Below are 15,786 nucleotides of genomic sequence, written 5' to 3'. Positions count from 1 at the left end.
GAGAATCGTTTCCCTGCTCACTTGATTTCAAGTAAGGGATCCCATGCTCCTGTCCAGACCCAACACTACCGTCTTGTTGTTATTGCCTCTCTTCCTGGCTGCGTGCAGCGAGTCGTCCGGGGGGCGCGATCCACGTACCCAGCCGCCTCTGGTAAGGGCGGCCACCGTTGCAAATGCTGATCAAGCCTCCCGTTCATTCACCGGGGTTGTGGTCGCTCGGGTTCAGAGCGAACTGGGGTTTCGGGTTTCCGGGAAGGTGCTCGAGCGCCTGGTTGATACCGGCCAGACCGTCAAGCGCGGTGAGCCGCTGATGCGCCTGGATCCCGTTGACCTTGGTCTTCAGGCTCAGGCCCAACAGCAGGCGGTTGCCGCTGCTGTGGCGCGCGCCAGGCAGACCGCCGATGACGAAGCGCGCAACCGTGACCTGGTCGTCGCTGGTGCGATATCCGCTTCCGCTTACGACAGGATCAAATCCCTGGCCGACACCGCCAAGGCAGAACTGAATGCTGCACAAGCGCAGGCCAGCGTGGCACGTAACGCAAGCGGGTACGCCGTCTTACTGGCGGACGCCGACGGCGTGGTGGTCGACACTTTGGTCGAGCCTGGGCAGGTCGTCAGCGCAGGCCAGCCCGTGGTCAGGCTGGCAAAGGCCGGGCCACGCGAAGCCATTGTCCATCTGCCTGAAACCTTGCGGCCGGCGATGGGTGATCGGGCTGAGGCCAGACTGTATGGCGACAGTGCGCGCGTCATACCGGCAAGGTTGCGGCTGCTCTCTGACGCCGCAGACCCGCTGACGCGTACGTTTGAAGCCAGGTATGTGCTTGAAGGCTCAAACGTCAGTGCGCCTCTGGGGTCAACGGTGTCCCTCGATATCGCCGCTGGCAAGCCTGCCCGGCAGTCGCTGGCGATACCCATTGCCGCTCTGCATGACCCCGGTCGAGGCCCAGGTGTCTGGGTCATTGCAGGTACGCCTGCACAAGTCACCTGGCGCGCCGTACAGCTGCTGGGTGTGAGTGACGATTCGGCAAACGTGAGTGGTGGTCTCGAGGCCGGTGAGCAGGTCGTGGCATTGGGCACGCATTTACTTCACGACGGTGAGCAAGTGCGCGTGCAGCAGGGTGGTATCACCGCTGAGGCGCAACCATGAATCCGGGACGCTTCAACCTTTCTGCACTGGCCGTTCGCGAACGCGCCATCACGCTGTTTCTGATTATTTTGATCGGCGTGGCCGGTACGCTTTCATTTTTCAAACTGGGGCGTGCGGAAGATCCGCCTTTCACCGTCAAGCAAATGACCGTTATTTCTGCGTGGCCTGGCGCAACCGCTCAGGAGATGCAGGATCAGGTCGCCGAGCCGCTTGAAAAACGTATGCAGGAATTGAAGTGGTACGACCGTAGCGAGACCTACACCCGGCCAGGTCTGGCATTCACTATGGTTTCATTCCAAGACAAGACGCCACCTTCTCAGGTGCAGGAAGAGTTTTATCAGGCGCGCAAGAAACTCAGTGATGCCGCGAAGTCATTGCCCGCAGGGGTCATTGGTCCGATGGTCAATGATGAATTCTCGGATGTGACCTTTGCGCTGTTTGCGTTGAAAGCCAAAGGTGAGCCGCAGCGACTGCTGGTACGCGATGCCGAGTCACTGCGCCAGCGTCTGCTGCATGTGCCGGGCGTGAAGAAGATCAATATCATCGGCGAGCAAGCCGAACGAATTTTCGTGTCGTTCTCCCATGAGCGGCTGGCAACGTTGGGTATCGCTCCTCAGGACATTTTTTCGGCGCTCAACGACCAGAACGTCCTGACGCCTGCCGGTTCGATTGAAACCAGCGGACCGCAGGTGTTTCTGCGTCTTGACGGTGCCTTCGACACGCTTGAGAACATCCGCAACACGCCGATTGTGGCGCGGGGTAAAACGCTGAAGCTTCAGGATGTGGCGACAGTGGAGCGCGGCTATGAAGACCCCGCGACCTTTCTGGTCCGCAATCAGGGTGAGCCGGCCCTGTTGCTGGGCATCGTGATGCGCGACGGTTGGAACGGTCTGGACCTGGGCAAGGCGCTGGACGCAGAAACGGTCAGCATCAACCAAGGCATGCCATTGGGAGTGACGCTTTCAAAAGTCACTGACCAGTCGGTGAACATCGGTTCGGCCGTTGACGAGTTCATGATCAAATTCTTCGTCGCCTTGCTTGTGGTGATGCTGGTGTGCTTTCTCAGCATGGGCTGGCGAGTCGGTGTGGTGGTCGCTGCAGCCGTACCGCTGACGCTGGCCATTGTCTTCGTCGTGATGGAAGCGACGGGCAAGAACTTCGATCGTATTACCCTGGGATCACTGATCCTGGCGCTGGGCCTGTTGGTGGACGACGCAATCATTGCCATCGAAATGATGGTGGTGAAGATGGAGGAGGGCTACGACCGGATCAAGGCGTCAGCCTATGCCTGGAGCCACACAGCGGCGCCCATGCTTGCCGGTACCCTGGTGACCGCTGTCGGCTTCATGCCCAATGGCTTTGCGCAGTCGACTGCCGGCGAGTACACCAGCAACATGTTCTGGATTGTCGGCATCGCCTTGATTGCCTCATGGATAGTTGCAGTGGTCTTCACACCTTATCTGGGGGTGAAGATGCTGCCGGGAATCAAGCCGGTTGAAGGCGGACACGCTGCCATCTACGACACGGCGCATTACAATCGTTTCAGACGGGCTCTGGCCCATGTCATTGCCAGGAAGTGGTGGGTGGCGGGTGCGGTGATCGCTGCATTTGTGGTGGCGATTCTCGGAATGGGGGCAGTCAAGAAACAATTCTTCCCGACCTCCGATCGCCCGGAAGTACTGATCGAAGTGCAGATGCCCTATGGCACGTCCATCGAGCAGACCAGCGCCACTACCGCCAAGGTCGAGGCGTGGCTGCACAAGCAGGATGCCGCGAAGATCGTCACGTCCTACATCGGCCAGGGCTCGCCACGCTTTTATCTGGCAATGGCGCCGGAGCTGCCCGACCCGTCGTTTGCAAAGATCGTTGTACTGACTGAAAGCCAGGAAGCACGTGAGGCGCTCAAGCTGCGGATTCGTCAGGCTGTTGCTGACGGGCTTGCACCTGAAGCCCGGGTCCGGGTCACACAGCTCGTGTTCGGTCCTTACTCACCGTTTCCCGTGGCGTATCGCGTGAGCGGGCCAGCCCCTGACACATTGCGCGAGATCGCCGCGCGGGTCGAAACCGTGATGGCGGCGAGTCCGATGATGCGTACCGTCAACAGCGATTGGGGTACACGAGTGCCCACGCTGCACTTCTCTCTGGATCAGGACCGTTTGCAGGCCGTCGGGCTGACCTCGAGCGCAGTTGCCCGGCAATTGCAGTTCCTGCTCTCAGGTATCCCTGTCACGTCTGTCCGCGAAGATATCCGTTCAGTGGACGTGATGGGCAGGGCGGCAGGTGACATCCGCCTGGACCCTGCGAAGATTGAGGGTTTTACGCTGGTGGGGGCTGCCGGTCAGCGTATTCCTTTGTCGCAGGCCGGAGTGGTCGAAGTGCGCATGGAAGACCCGATTCTGCGCCGTAGAGATCGTGTGCCGACCATCACCGTGCGCGGTGATATTGCGCAAGATCTGCAACCGCCGGATGTCTCCGTCGGGATCATGAAAGCACTGCAGCCGATCATCGACAGTCTTCCGCAGGGCTATCGGATCGAGCAGGCCGGATCGATAGAGGAGTCGGCAAAGGCCACTGTGGCATTGGCGCCGCTGTTTCCGATCATGATTGCCGTCACCTTGCTGATCATCATCCTTCAAGTGCGTTCGATGTCGGCGATGATGATGGTGTTTTTCACCGCGCCGCTCGGGTTAATCGGTGTTGTACCGACACTGCTTCTGTTCAATCAGCCGTTCGGTATCAACGCCCTGGTCGGGCTGATCGCGCTGTCCGGCATTCTGATGCGCAATACCTTGATCCTGATCGGGCAAATCGACCATAACGAAAAGCAAGGGCTCGATCCGTTTCATGCGGTGGTTGAAGCGACCGTACAGCGCGCACGCCCGGTGCTGCTCACGGCACTGGCGGCGATCCTGGCGTTCATTCCTCTGACCCATTCGGTGTTCTGGGGCACGCTTGCCTACACGCTGATCGGAGGCACTCTCGGCGGGACTGTCATGACGCTGGTCTTCCTGCCAGCGATGTATTCGATCTGGTTCAAAATCCGTCCGGACAGAGGATCGCTACCCCGAAATTCCAGCAGTCATGCCTCAACTGGCACAGAGATGAAGAGAATCTGATCATGAATCAATATGGCCAAAAGCGGATTGTCGTAACGGGTTGCGGCATAGTCAGTCCCTTGGGATGCGGAGTCGAAAAGGTCTGGCACAGATTGTTGGGTGGCCGCTCGGGCATTGGCTTGCTGCCGGGCAGCGTCAGTGATGGCACCGGTGTTTCAGTCGCAGGTCAGGTGCCGACCCTTGGAGAAGACCCGGTTGCCGGGTACGCCCCGGACAGCGTGATCCCGATGAAGGAGCGCAAGAAAATGGACCGCTTCATCGAGTTCGCACTCGTTGCTGCTCATGAAGCGCTCGCGCAGGCGGGTTGGCATCCTGACTCTGAAGTGCAACAACAGCGCACGGCGACCGTCATTGCTTCGGGGGTTGGCGGTTTTGGTGCCATTGCCGACGCTGTGCGTGTCACGGATACCCGTGGACCTCGAAGGCTGTCGCCATTCACTGCTCCTTCCTTTCTGGCGAACATGGCGGCTGGACAGATTTCCATCCGTTATGGTTTCAAAGGGCCGCTGGGCGCCCCCGTGACTGCCTGTGCAGCCGGCGTGCAAGCCATTGGCGACGCAGCGCGGTTGATCAGAAGCGGTGAGGCCGACATTGCAATCTGCGGTGGTGCCGAGGCCGCCATCGATCGCGTCACCCTGGGATGCTTTGCTGCGGCCCGTGCGCTTTCCACGAGCTTTGCGGGTCGACCGCAAGAGGCTTCACGCCCGTTTGACCGGGACCGTGACGGTTTCGTCATGGCTGAAGGCGCGGGCCTGCTGGTCATTGAATCACTGGAGCATGCCCTGGCGCGGGGCGCGACGCCGCTTGCGGAGCTGACTGGCTATGGCACCAGTGCGGATGCCTATCACCTGACGGCCGGGCCGGAAGACGGTCGCGGTGCGCGCAGGGCCATGGAGCAGGCACTGCATCAAGGTGGCACTAGGGCCGATGAGGTGCAGCATATCAATGCTCACGCCACTTCCACACCTGTCGGTGACAAGGGGGAACTGGCTGCTATTCGCTCATTGGTCGGCACTCGATCAGGCGTTGCCATCAGCTCGACGAAATCGGCCACCGGACATTTGCTGGGCGCTGCCGGCGGAATCGAAGCAGTGTTCACAGTGCTGGCACTAAGAGATCAAATCGTGCCACCCACATTGAACCTCACGCACCCGGACGAGGCTGCTGAAGGGCTTGACCTGGTGGCCATGGTCGCCCGAGAGACCCCAATCGTTCATGCCCTTTCAAACGGCTTCGGATTTGGCGGGGTCAATGCCAGCGTTCTCTTTCGGCGCTGGGAAGGCAAGTTGTAAGTCGTTTGAGCCTGGAAAGTGCTCTGCAACGGCCTGGCTGCTCACTTGCGCCGCACCCGCGGCGCAAGTCCTGTCAATTGCTGCCGAACGCACGCCCAGGCCAGATGCAGCGCATTACGCAACGCCACTGCATCGGCGCTCATCACGCGTACGGACACGCCGCAATCGTTCGGCAGTGCGCTGACGCCCTGGTAGCTATCGGCAACGTCCCGTAACGTTTCGCGTAACGTCCGTTTCAAATCCTCTACCGGTAAACCCTGACCCACCAGCATGAACGTTGCCAAGGCTTGCCGTTGTCCGCTTACGCCGGGCAGTCGGCGTTGCAGGTCTGCGCCGGTCATTGCCAGTCGGTCACCGGCCAACAGTTTTCCGGCCGGGCTGTAGACCTGCAGATCGGCGCGGTAAAAGTCGGGCAGTCCTTCGCTGCCTAGAGGTGTATGCAGGCAGAATGCATCACACAGCAGCACCCGTGCGCCGGGGTGCAATGTCACGTCCACCCGGCTGTGCAGTCGTGTCTGTGGAAACAGAATGGTCGCCATCGGCAGGTACTCCAGCAGCGCATCGGCTTCGGCGACCAGCGTCACGGTCTGCCGCGCCGATTGTTCTAGCATGCTGTGCGCGACCGTCGCAGCGCCGGTGCTGACGTGCACTTGTGTACCTGGCCCCGCGTGCAGATGCAGGTGCAGTTGTTCCCCGGCGAACAGGCCTCCCGAGCACGATTGCAGGTAGACCGCCGCCATGCCGGGCGGGTCCTGCGGCAGGGTCAGGGTACGCCCCAGATGGAAGGGGTAGCCGACCTCCTGACGAGACACATAACTGGCCCCGGAAGGCGCTTTGCTGAAGGCGATATGTGCCGTGCTTTTCGTCTGTGCGGGCAGTGACGATTGATGGGCGTTCATGTGCGGTCGAACAACACGGCACGGCTTATCGCGTCCACCACCGCGTCGACGCCTTCGCCGGTGTTGCAGTTGGTAAACAGCACCGGCTGCCCGTTGCGCGCTTGCGCTGACTCGCGCCGCATGCGCGGCAGGTCGACGCCCACATAGGGTGCCAGGTCGTATTTATTGACCACCAGCAGGTCGCAGCTCAAAACGCCGGGGCCGCGTTTGCGCGGGATATCGTCGCCGCCTGCGACATCGATGACGAAAATCCAGTAGTCCACCAGATCCAGCGAAAAGGTCGAGGCCAGGTTGTCGCCGCCCGATTCGATCAGCACCAGATCAAGATTACCGAAGCGCGCTTCCAGCTCATCGGCCATTTGCAGGTTGAGGGTCGGGTCTTCGCGAATGGCGGTGTGCGGGCAGGCACCGGTTTCCACCGCACGAACCCGCTGCGGGTCGATCAGCCCGCTGCGCTGCACACGCTCGGCATCTTCACGGGTCGCAAGGTCATTGGTGATGATCGCCAGCTCGGTACCACGCGCGATGAAGCGCGGAATCAATTGTTCCAGCAGGCGGGTCTTGCCCGAGCCCACCGGGCCGCCGATGCCCACGCGAGCAGCGCCGGGATGGGGTTGGGCATCGGTGTGCGGGGCAGATGCGTTCAAGGGCAGGCTCATTGTCGGGTTTCCTCTGCGGGGTGGGTTTCAACGCAGCATGTAGCGCTGCGCAAGTGGCACTTCGCTGACCGGCTCGCAGTGCAGGCGCTCGCCGTCGGCGTACACATCGAAAGTCTGCGGGTCGACGCGGATATCCGGGCAGGCATCGTTGTGCAGCATGTCGGACTTGCGCAGGGTGCGAGTGCCGAACGCGGGCAGCAGTTGCTTCTTGAGCCCCAGGCGCGTGGCGGTGTCGGCTTCGACGGCAAGACGATTGACGAAGTTGACCGACAGCGCCTGTTTGGCCTCGCCAAACGCGCCCCATTGCGGGCGCATCACCAAGGGTTCGCAGGTGTACAGCGAGGCGGCGGAATCACCCATTACGGCGTGCACGATGAAGCCACCCTTGACCACCAGTTCCGGCTTGATGCCGAAGAAGGCCGGCCGCCAGAGCACCAGATCGGCCAGCTTGCCGGGCTCCAGAGAGCCGATGTAGCTGTCGATGCCGAATACCCGCGCGGCATTGATGGTGTATTTGGCGATGTAACGCTTGATCCGTTCGTTGTCGCCCAGTGCCGTGGTTTCTTCCGGCAGGCGACCGCGCTGGTCTTTCATTTTTGACGCCAGTTGCCAGGTCCGGCAGATCACCTCGTTGATACGGCCCATGCCCTGACTGTCGGAGCCCAGGATCGAAATGGCGCCGGTGTCGTGCAGGATGTCCTCGGCGGCAATGGTCTGCGGGCGCACCCGCGATTCGGCGAACGCCACGTCTTCCGGCACATCCGGATTGAGGTGGTGACAGACCATGATCATGTCCAGGTGCTCGTCGAATGTATTCACGGTGTAGGGGTTGGTCGGGTTGGTCGAGGAGGGGATGCAGTTGCTTTTGCCGGCGACGCTGATGATGTCCGGCGCATGCCCGCCACCTGCACCTTCGGTGTGGTACATGTGGATGGTGCGGTCGCCGATGGCCGCCAGCGTGTCTTCGAGAAACCCGGATTCATTGAGCGTGTCGGTGTGCAACTGCACCTGAAAGTCGTATTCGTCGGCGACTTTCAGGCAGGTGTCGATCACCGCTGGCATGGCGCCCCAGTCCTCGTGAATCTTCAGCCCCAGGCAACCGCCACGCAGTTGCCCGAGCAGCGATTCGGGCTTGCTGGAATTGCCGCGTCCCAGAAAACCGAAGTTGATCGGCCAGGCCTCGGCGGCTTGCAGCATCTTGCCGACGTTCCACTCCCCGCCACAATCGATGCCGACCGTGATCGGCCCCAGCGAGCCGCCGATCAGTGTGGTCAGGCCTGCCGCCAGCGCGTGATCGCAGAGTTGCGCAGAGTCGAAATGCACGTGCACGTCGATGCCGCCGGGGGTGACGATCAGACCCTCGGCATCGCGTACGGTCGTGGCGACGCCGCAGATCAGTTGCGGGTGTACGCCGTCCATGATCTGCGGGTTGCCGGCCTTGCCAATGGCCACGATCTTGCCGTCCTTGATACCGATGTCGCCTTTGACGATGCCGATCACCGGGTCGATGATCAGCGCGTTGCAGATCAGCATATCGAGGGCGCCGTCAACGCTGTCATGCCCGGGCATCAGGCCCATGCCGTCACGCAGCGTCTTGCCACCGCCGTGCAGGCACTCATCACCGGGTACCGAGTGGTCGAACTCGACTTCGGCCAGCAGCGAGGTGTCGCCCAGGCGCACGGCATCGCCAGTCGTGGGGCCGTACATGGCGGCGTATTCCTTGCGCGTCATCGTTGCCATGCCTCAGGCTCCTTTGAAGAATTGGGCGCGGGCACGCTCCAGCGCTGCGAGCTTGCAGGCCGGATCGTGCAGGTTGCCATTGGTCAGGCCACTGAAGCCGTGGATGTCGCCAGTTCCGCCAAACTGCACCAGTTGCACTTCGCGCAGCTCGCCGGGTTCGAAGCGCACGGCCGTGCCTGCGGGAATATCCAGGTGCATGCCGAAGGCACGTTCACGCGGGAAATCCAGCGCCTTGTTGACCTCGAAAAAGTGATAGTGACTGCCGATCTGCACTGGCCGGTCGCCGGTATTGATCGCGCGCAGGGTGGCGGTCGGTCGGTCGCCGTTCAGGTGGATATCGCCGTCAGGTGCAAGAATCTCCCCCGGTGTGGGCATGACTGCCAGCGGCAGTTGGCCCGGGCGGATTGGTTGATGCACAGTGACCAGTTTGGTGCCGTCCGGAAACGTGCCCTCGACCTGCAGCACCGGCAGCAGGTCGGCGACCCCTGGCATCACGTCATCGGTGTTGAGGATCGTTGAGCCGAAACCGATCAGCTCGGCGACGCTGCGACCTTCACGCGCGCCTTCGAGGATTTCGTCTGCGATCAGTGCTGAGGCCTCCGGGAAGTTCAGGCGCAGGCCCTTGCTGCGGCGTTTGCGTGACAGCTCGGCGGCGGTGTACAGCGTGAGTCGTTCAAGTTCGGTCGGGGTCAACAACATGAGGGGGCTCCAGAGCTGTCAGTAGAAGGCCGGTCAATTGGCAAACAGACGCAGGTCCTGGGTTTCGTGGCGCATCACGGCGATTTCTCCCATGGGTGTGAAGCCGCACGCGTCGTCCGGCTCAGGCGGCTCCTGCGCCAGCAGTTCGGTGATCAGCGGTTGAATATCGGTCAGCACCCGTTGCGCATCGATGTGGCCCATGACCCCGAGCCGCACGGCGGCGCTGACCAGCCCGGTACACAAAGCGTGCGCGGCAGCCAGCTGGCAGTGATCGCGGTGCATGCCGAGGTGATTCCAGAGCAGGCCCTGCACCACGGGCAGATGGCCCGGTGTGTTGCCTGTCAGAATCTGCTGCTGATAGGACGCCGCGCCCGATGTGCCCAGCGCGACATGCACGCCCAGCAATGCCTGGCCGACACGTCGTGAGCCCTGGCGCAGTTCCTCGGCCAGGGTCAGCGCTTCGATCCGGGCGTCCAGAGCCATCAACGTCGGCAGGTCATCAGCCGCGTGCCAGGCGGCGAGCAGAAACACTCGATCAAAACTGTTCCAGCGATGGCGCAACTGGCCCTCGACGAAGCCATGCACTTCGGCACTGCGGTTATGGCGAACAGTTCGTTGTCGTTGTCGTTGTCGTTGTCGGCGTCGCGGCGCGACTATTTCTCCGTGACCGAGATGCCCGTCGGCCACCAGCGTTTCCAGACCCCACGACCACGCCACTGCGCCGCCGGGGAAGAAACTGTCGGCCTGTTGCAGTGCCAGCAAGAGGCTGCTCGAAGCGTTCATGCGCGCTGCACCCGGCCGTCCGCGAGCATGGGCGCCAGACGCTCGAGGTAGTCAGCTTCCGGGCCATTGAGCGGGATCTGCAAGGTGTCTCCGGCAAAACGCACCGCCCAGTGCATGTTGCCGGCGAAATAACCCAGTTCCAGCGCGGCGGCCGCATCGCGCGGCTGCAGGTCGAGATATTCCTGATCCTGCATTTGCACGACGATGGCGCGTTGACTGTCGAGCATCAGCACCGAGCCGTTGCGCAGGTGTTGGTGACGTTCCAGGCGGATCGCGCAGTCGGTGCCGCGGTCGCTGGCCAGGCGCAGGCGATGACGCTGGATGTCACTGCCGGACAGGCTCAGGGTTTCCACCTGACCGGCGTGGCTCAGGTCATGCAGGCGGTCGGCGAGGGCAGGGTCGCTGGCCTGGCCCAGAATGCGGTCGAGTATCAGCATCACGATGGCTCCTGTGCGTTGTTCAGATTGTCAGGTAGCGCAGGATGCGCTCGCGGTCGACGGTTTCGCGGACCTCGCTGTGGACGAACTCGCCTTTTTCGATGATCAGGTAGCGGTCTGCCACCGCCATGGCGAACGACAGCACCTGCTCGGAAACAATCAACGAAAACCCGCGTTCCTTTTTCAGCAGGTTGAGGGCTTTGGCGATGTCCTTGATGATCGAAGGCTGGATGCCTTCGGTGGGCTCATCGAGGATCAACACCTTGGGGTTGGAGACCAGCGCGCGGGCGATGGCCAGCTGTTGCTGCTGGCCGCCGGACAGGTTGCCACCCTTGCGTCGGCGCATCTCGAACAGCACCGGGAAGTATTCGAAGATGTAGTCGGGAATCGGCGCAGCGGGCGCGCCCTGCATGCCGGTCAGAATGTTTTCCTCGACGCTCAGGTAGGGAAAGATCATCCGCCCCTGGGGCACGAAGCCAACTCCGGCGGCGACCCGCTCGTAGCTCTTGCTGGCGGTCAGTTCCTGCCCGGCCAGGGTGATGCTGCCGCTGCGCGTCGGCAGCATGCCGACCAGGCTTCTGAGCAGGGTGGTCTTGCCCATGCCGTTGCGGCCCATGACCGCGAGTGACTCGCCTGCCGCCAGCTCCAGGCTGAGGTCACGCAACACGTGGCTGTCGCCGTAATACACATTGAGGTGAGAGACATTCAGCATGTTCAGTGCCCCAGGTAGACGTCAATGACGCGAGGATCGTTCTGCACCTGATCCATCGAGCCGTAGGCCAGGGTCTTGCCCTGATGCAGGACGGTGACCTTGTCGGCCACCGATTTCACGAACTCCATGTCGTGCTCGATGATCACCATCGCGCGACCCTTGGCGATGAGCTTGAGCAGGCCAGCGGTTTTCTCCCGCTCACCTGCGCTCATGCCGGCGACGGGCTCGTCGAGCAGCAGCAGTTCCGGGCGCTGCATCAGCAGCATGCCGATCTCCAGCCACTGTTTCTGGCCGTGAGACAACAGCCCGGCCTTGCGTCCTAACTGGTCCTTGAGAAAGATCATTTCGGCGGTCTGCTCGATTTCGGCGTTAAGCGCTGCGTTCTTTCCGGCGAACAGGCAGTTGAAGATGCCGCGCTTGTCCGGCGAGGAAATATCGAGGTTTTCGCGCACGGTGAGGTCTTCGTAGACCGACGGGTTCTGAAACTTGCGGCCCACGCCAGCGCGGGTGATCTGGTACTCGATCATGTTGGCCAGTTGCAGGTCCTTGAAACGGATGCTGCCGGCACTCGGGCGGGTCTTGCCGCAAATCATGTCGAGCAGGGTGGTCTTGCCCGCGCCATTGGGCCCGATCACCACATGCACCTGGTTTTCCTCGACATAGAAATTGAGGTTGTCGACCGCCTTGAAACCGTCGAATGAAACGGTCAGGTCTTCGACACTCAGTAACATTGCACTCATGACTGCGTCTCCTTGTTGCTCAGGCGCTGCAGCAGCCCGGCCAGCCCGGTGGGCAGGAACAGCACCACGGCCATGAACAGGAAACCGATGAAGTACTGCCAGAAACTGACGAAGTTTTCCGACAGCCAGGTTTTTGCCGTACCGATCAACAGCGTGCCGTACACTGCCCCCACCAGCGACAGGCGCCCACCCAGTGCGGCATAGATGACGATTTCGGTAGACGGAATGATGCCCACCAGCGAGGGCGACGCCAGACCGACCTGCAAGGTGAACATCACCCCGCCCAGCGCGGAAATCAGCGCGGCCACGGCAAAAATGAAGGCCTTGAACAGCGCAGTGTTGTAGCCCGAGAAACGCACCCGGTCCTCACGATCACGGATCGCCACGATCACCTTGCCCAGACGGCTGCGCAGGATGAAGCCGCACATCGCGACGCTGGCCAGCAGCAACAGTGTGGTGATCAGGTAGAGAATCCAGGGTGTCTGGGGCGTCTGCAGGCTCAGGCCGAAGGCCGTCTTGAAATCGGTCAGGCCATTGACGCCGCCGGTGTAGCCCTGTTGGCCGATGATCATGATCGACATGATCGAGGCCAGTGACAGGGTAATGATCGAGAAGTACACGCCGCCCACGCGTTTTTTGAAGTAGGCATAACTGAACAGAAACGCCAGCAGTGCAGGCAGGATCAGGATCGCGGCCAGGGTAAAGGTCGCCGACTCGAACGGCTTCCACCACCAGGGCAGGGCTTCGACGCTGTTCCAGATCATGAAGTCCGGCAGTGCCGAACCGTAGAACGCGGCGAGGGCGCTGGCCGCTTCGTCCGTGGCGGTGGCTTCGAGTTTGAGGTACATCGCCATCATGTAACTGCCCAGGCCGAAGAAGATCCCCTGGCCGAGGCTGAGGATGCCGCCGTAGCCCCAGATCATCACCATGCCCACTGCGCAGAACGCCAGGCTCAGGTATTTGCCGGCCAGACCGAGGCGAAAATCCCCCAGTATCAGCGGCAATGCCACCAGCAACAGCAGCGACAGCCAGATCAGGCTGTAGCGCTCGATCAGCGTCAACCAGCCACCCGCTGGCTTGCCGGCGCCGGACACCGAGGCCTGCGGCCGCAGCGTCGGCTTTTCAGTCATGTCATTCATCTCAACGTCTCACTTTCGTGGCGAACAGGCCGTTGGGGCGGAAGAACAGCAGCACGATGACCACCAGCAGGGTGATCGCCTTGGCCATGGAACCGGTGGTCAGGTATTCCAGCGAAACCTGGGTCTGGCCGATGGCGAACGCCGAAAGGAAGGTGCCCAGCAGGCTTTCCACGCCGCCGAACACGACGACGATAAAGGTGTCCACCAGGTACTGCTGACCGCTGACCGGGCCGGTGGACGCAAGCATGGTGAACGAACTGCCGGCAATGCCCGCAAGGCCACAGCCCAGCGCGAAGGTCACCGAGTCGACCCGCGCAGTGTTGATCCCGGCTGCACCTGCCATGGCGCGGTTCTGGGTCACGGCGCGAATGCGCAGGCCCCAGCGGCTGCGGTAGAGAAACAGGAACACCGCAGCGGCTATCACGAAGGTCAGACCGATGATGAAAATCCGGTTGAGGGGCAGCTCCAGCCCGTCGCTGATTTTCCATGCGCCCTGCAACCACTGCACGGTGGGCACGCTGACTTCCTTGGGGCCGAAGACCTGGCGGAACAGCTGCTGCAGGACCAGAGACAGCCCCCAGGTCGCCAGCAGGGTGTCGAGCGGCCGGTTGTACATGAAGCGGATGAAGCAGCGTTCCAGCAGTAGACCGAAGGCAAAGGTCACCACAAAGGCCATCCCGATGCCGATGATGAAATACCAGCCCATGAGCTCGGGAAAGTAGCGCTGAAACACCACGGAGGTGACGTAGGTCATGTATGAGCCCATCGCCATCAGTTCGCCGTGCGCCATGTTGATCACGCCCATCAGGCCGAACACGATGGTCAGCCCGAGTGCCATCAGCACCAGCACGGAAAACAGCGAGAACCCGCTGAAGACTTGCATTACCAGCGTATCGAGAGTCATGCCGTCGCTACCTGTTGCTGCACATTGACGAAAGCGGGCGCGAAGCGGATCGCGCCCGGGCCGGAATCAGAGTTTCGGAAAGGGGTTGGGCTCGATCGGTGCCGACTCGTAGATCACGTCGACCTGGCCCTGCGCATTGAGGGTGCCGATTCGCGCACGCTTCCACAGGTGGTGGTTGTCCTTGTGCACCTTGATCTCGCCTTCAGGCGCATCGAGGGTCATTTCCGAGGATGCGGCGATCACTTTCGGCACCTCGAAACTGCCTGCTTTCTCGACGGCCTTTTTCCACAGGTATACCGCGGTATACGCCGCTGCCATCGGGTCACCGACCACGCGCTGCTGCCCATAGCGTGTTTTGAAGGCCTGGACGAATTTCTCGTTGACCGGGTTTTTCAGGCTCTGGAAATAGCTCATGCAGGTCAGGAAGCCGACGAGGTTTTCCGCACCGATGCCGGTGACTTCCTCTTCGGTGATCGCCAGCCCCATCAGCGTCTGGTTACTGCTGTCGATACCCGCGGCCTTGAGCTGTTTGTAGAACGCTACGTTGGAGCCGCCGACGATGGTCGACAGCACGATGTCCGGCTTGGCCGCCTTGATCTTGTTGATCACCGAGGAAAACTCGATGGCGCCCAGCGGCAGATAGTCTTCGCCGACGATGGAGCCGCCCTGTTTGGTCACCGATGCCCGCGCCAGCTTATTGGTGGTGCGTGGCCAGATGTAGTCGGAACCGACCAGATAGACGCTCTTGCCCTTGTTGGCCATCAGCCAGGTAACGGCTGCCAGGGTCTGCTGCGAGGCCTCGGCGCCGGTGTAGATAATGGCTGGGGATTTCTCCAGCCCTTCATAGAAGGTCGGGTAGTAGAGCAGGCCCTTGTTGCGCTCGAAGACCGGCAGCACCGCTTTGCGCGAGGCCGAGGTGAACGCGCCAAAGGTGACCGCGACGTGGTCGTTTTCCAGCAGCTTGCGCGCCTTCTCGGCGAAGGTCGGCCAGTCGCTGGCACCGTCTTCGACGATCGGCTCGATGGTCTTGCCCATCACGCCGCCACTGGCGTTGATCTCTTCGATGGCGAGTTTTTCCGCGTCGACCACCGAGGCTTCACTGATGGCCATGGTGCCGGTCAGCGAGTGGATGATGCCGACTTTCACGGCCTCGTCCGCCTGCGCCTGACCGATCAGGGCAAACGGCAGCAGGCTGATCGCGCCCAGCAACAGAGCATGCTTGATCAAACGGCGTTTGTCGTTGTGCATTCACTTATCTCCCAGGAATGAAAAAAGCCCGACGTCCCGGCCAAATCAATGGGCGGGAGGTCAGGCTTTTGTGCCGAATCTGGCGGGACAACTGCGTCCGATCCAGTCGTACGCGAGGTGTCTCCCTACTTGCCAAGAGGGGCGTAGGGCAAACAGCTGGCGCGATGTCTCAGGGTGAACTTAGCAAGGGCAATGCCAACTGGCGAAACGGCTCTTGGCGCGCGTTTCGAAACCCTCAGGCAGAGCCCCCCTGCATTAATTGCACGCACAA

General features: G+C 61.5%; 14 protein-coding genes. 3 read left to right on the top strand and 11 right to left on the bottom strand.

Annotation, left to right across the window (positions count from 1 at the left end):
- Positions 1-43: 43 nt before the first annotated feature.
- The 3 genes from KBY02_RS09000 to fabF are packed head-to-tail and all read left to right on the top strand — an operon-like array spanning position 44 to position 5,555.
- Positions 44-1,147, top strand: a complete 1,104-nt coding sequence (locus tag KBY02_RS09000) for an efflux RND transporter periplasmic adaptor subunit (protein ID WP_060400715.1) — start codon at positions 44-46, stop codon at positions 1,145-1,147.
- The gene (locus KBY02_RS08995) at positions 1,144-4,263 is read left to right on the top strand and encodes an efflux RND transporter permease subunit (protein WP_225650203.1); all 3,120 of its coding nucleotides are present in this window, start codon (positions 1,144-1,146) and stop codon (positions 4,261-4,263) included. Before KBY02_RS09000 ends, KBY02_RS08995 begins: the two co-directional genes overlap by 4 nt.
- Positions 4,264-4,265: 2 nt before the next feature.
- Positions 4,266-5,555, top strand: a complete 1,290-nt coding sequence (gene fabF / locus KBY02_RS08990) for a beta-ketoacyl-ACP synthase II (RefSeq protein ID WP_032626194.1) — start codon at positions 4,266-4,268, stop codon at positions 5,553-5,555.
- Between the two features lie 41 nt (positions 5,556-5,596).
- Here fabF and KBY02_RS08985 read toward each other — a convergent pair whose 3' ends face one another.
- The 11 genes from KBY02_RS08985 to urtA all read right to left on the bottom strand — a co-directional run bounded on the left by KBY02_RS08985 (position 5,597) and on the right by urtA (position 15,515).
- On the bottom strand, positions 5,597-6,454 hold the full coding sequence (locus KBY02_RS08985; protein ID WP_225650201.1) for an urease accessory protein UreD: 858 nt from the start codon (positions 6,452-6,454) through the stop codon (positions 5,597-5,599).
- Entirely contained in the window at positions 6,451-7,113 is a 663-nt protein-coding gene (gene ureG / locus KBY02_RS08980) for an urease accessory protein UreG (protein WP_054092276.1), read from the bottom strand. The genes KBY02_RS08985 and ureG overlap by 4 nt, the downstream gene beginning before the upstream one ends.
- Positions 7,114-7,140: 27 nt before the next feature.
- Complete coding sequence (gene ureC, locus KBY02_RS08975) at positions 7,141-8,853, bottom strand: urease subunit alpha (protein WP_011267497.1); 1,713 nt, start codon at positions 8,851-8,853, stop codon at positions 7,141-7,143.
- 3 nt (positions 8,854-8,856) lie between these two features.
- On the bottom strand, positions 8,857-9,552 hold the full coding sequence (locus tag KBY02_RS08970; protein ID WP_011267498.1) for an urease subunit beta: 696 nt from the start codon (positions 9,550-9,552) through the stop codon (positions 8,857-8,859).
- 33 nt (positions 9,553-9,585) lie between these two features.
- The gene (locus KBY02_RS08965; RefSeq protein WP_103359194.1) at positions 9,586-10,335 is read right to left on the bottom strand and encodes an urease accessory protein UreF; all 750 of its coding nucleotides are present in this window, start codon (positions 10,333-10,335) and stop codon (positions 9,586-9,588) included.
- Positions 10,332-10,772, bottom strand: coding sequence for an urease accessory protein UreE (gene ureE, locus KBY02_RS08960; protein ID WP_225650199.1), 441 nt, complete (start codon positions 10,770-10,772; stop codon positions 10,332-10,334). Before ureE ends, KBY02_RS08965 begins: the two co-directional genes overlap by 4 nt.
- 22 nt (positions 10,773-10,794) lie before the next feature.
- Positions 10,795-11,484: an urea ABC transporter ATP-binding subunit UrtE gene (gene urtE / locus KBY02_RS08955; RefSeq protein ID WP_060409723.1), complete on the bottom strand. Its 690-nt coding sequence runs from the start codon at positions 11,482-11,484 to the stop codon at positions 10,795-10,797.
- A 2-nt stretch (positions 11,485-11,486) separates the two neighbouring features.
- Positions 11,487-12,224, bottom strand: a complete 738-nt coding sequence (gene urtD / locus KBY02_RS08950) for an urea ABC transporter ATP-binding protein UrtD (RefSeq protein WP_011267502.1) — start codon at positions 12,222-12,224, stop codon at positions 11,487-11,489.
- A complete protein-coding gene (urtC, locus tag KBY02_RS08945) occupies positions 12,221-13,363 on the bottom strand; it encodes an urea ABC transporter permease subunit UrtC (RefSeq protein ID WP_103359192.1) in 1,143 nt (380 codons plus the stop codon). The genes urtD and urtC overlap by 4 nt, the downstream gene beginning before the upstream one ends.
- A gap of 1 nt (position 13,364) precedes the next feature.
- Positions 13,365-14,267 (bottom strand): urea ABC transporter permease subunit UrtB, encoded by a 903-nt coding sequence (urtB, locus tag KBY02_RS08940; protein ID WP_003432973.1) that lies wholly within the window; start codon positions 14,265-14,267, stop codon positions 13,365-13,367.
- Between the two features lie 66 nt (positions 14,268-14,333).
- Positions 14,334-15,515 carry an urea ABC transporter substrate-binding protein gene (urtA, locus tag KBY02_RS08935; protein ID WP_011267505.1) on the bottom strand — a complete coding sequence of 394 codons (1,182 nt, stop codon included), beginning with the start codon at positions 15,513-15,515 and terminating at the stop codon, positions 14,334-14,336.
- Positions 15,516-15,786 lie beyond the last annotated feature (271 nt).

The organism is Pseudomonas sp. P129 (assembly GCF_020312195.1).
GTDB classification, from domain to species: Bacteria; Pseudomonadota; Gammaproteobacteria; order Pseudomonadales; family Pseudomonadaceae; genus Aquipseudomonas; species Aquipseudomonas fragariae.
This window is presented reverse-complemented; position numbering and strand designations above follow the sequence as displayed.